The 1,201-nt window shown below is 62.9% G+C and carries 2 protein-coding genes; both read left to right on the forward strand.

Features of this window, described 5'->3' with window-relative positions; all coding sequences use genetic code 11:
- Positions 1–576, forward strand: a 576-nt coding sequence (locus tag AC54T1_RS14485; RefSeq protein ID WP_496912373.1) for an ABC transporter permease subunit, incomplete at its 5' end; no start/stop codon positions are given.
- Between the two features lie 11 nt (positions 577–587).
- Positions 588–1,201 (forward strand): carbohydrate ABC transporter permease (locus tag AC54T1_RS14490; RefSeq protein ID WP_496912374.1); only part of this gene is annotated, 614 nt, incomplete at its 3' end.

Below are 1,201 nucleotides of genomic sequence, written 5' to 3' on the forward strand. Positions count from 1 at the left end.
GTCCAGTCGATCTCCTACCTGCCGCACTTCTTGTCGATCGTCATCATCGTCGGAATGACGATGCAGATCTTGTCCGTGCAGGGGACCGCGAACCAGATCATCACCGCGTTGGGTGGGGAGACCATCCCGTTCCTGCAGCGCGCGGAGTGGTTCCGCACGGTCTACGTCGGGACCGAGGTGTGGCAGACGGTCGGGTGGGGAACCATCCTCTACCTCGCTGCGCTGACCACGGTCGACTCGAGCCTGTACGAGGCTGCGCGCATCGACGGTGCCAACCGGTGGCGCCAGACGTGGCACGTGACGTTGCCGGGGATCCGCCCGACGATGGTCACGCTGCTCATCCTCAACATCGGCTCGTTCCTCAACGTCGGGTTCGAGAAGGTGCTGCTGCTGTACAACCCCTTGACCTATGAGACCGGTGACGTCATCTCGACGTACCTGTTCCGCGTCGGGCTCGTCGCGAACAACTTCAGCTACGCGGCGGCGATCGGCCTGTTCCAGGCGATCATCGGCCTCGTGATGATCCTGAGCGCGAACTTCATCTCGCGCCGAGTGGTAGGAGCAAGCCTGTGGTGACCCAGAGTGCGATGAACACACCGACGGCCTCCGCCAGCGGTGGCAAGCCGGTGGGGGTGCGCGACAGCCGCGGGTACCGGATCTTCACGTGGATCAACGGGACGGCGCTGGTACTCATCTGCGCGGTGATGCTCTACCCGTTCATCACGATCCTCGCGCAGTCGTTCAGCAGCTCCGGTGCGATCAAGGCCGGCATGGTCAACGTGTGGCCGGTCGAGTTCAACCTCGACACCTACCGGGCCGTGGCGCAGAACGACATGTTCTGGCGCAACTACCGCAACACCGTCGTGTACACCGTGGTGGGCACGACCATCGCGATGGTCCTCACGACGCTCTTCGCGTTCGTGCTGTCCAAGCAGCACCTGCGTGGCCGCACCTTCCTCATCTGGATCGCGGTCTTCACGATGTTCTTCAACGGTGGGCTCATCCCCAACTACATCCTCATCTCCGAGCTGGGGATGAAGAACACCATGTGGGCGCTGGTGCTGCCCGGTGCGATCTCCGTGTTCAACCTGCTCGTCATGAAGTCCTTCTTCGAGAACCTCCCCCGTGAGCTCGAGGAAGCGGCGCAGATCGACGGTCTGGGCTGGTTCGGGATCTTCGGACGCATCGTGCTCCCGCTGTC

The organism is Sanguibacter sp. Z41_6 (assembly GCF_059621145.1).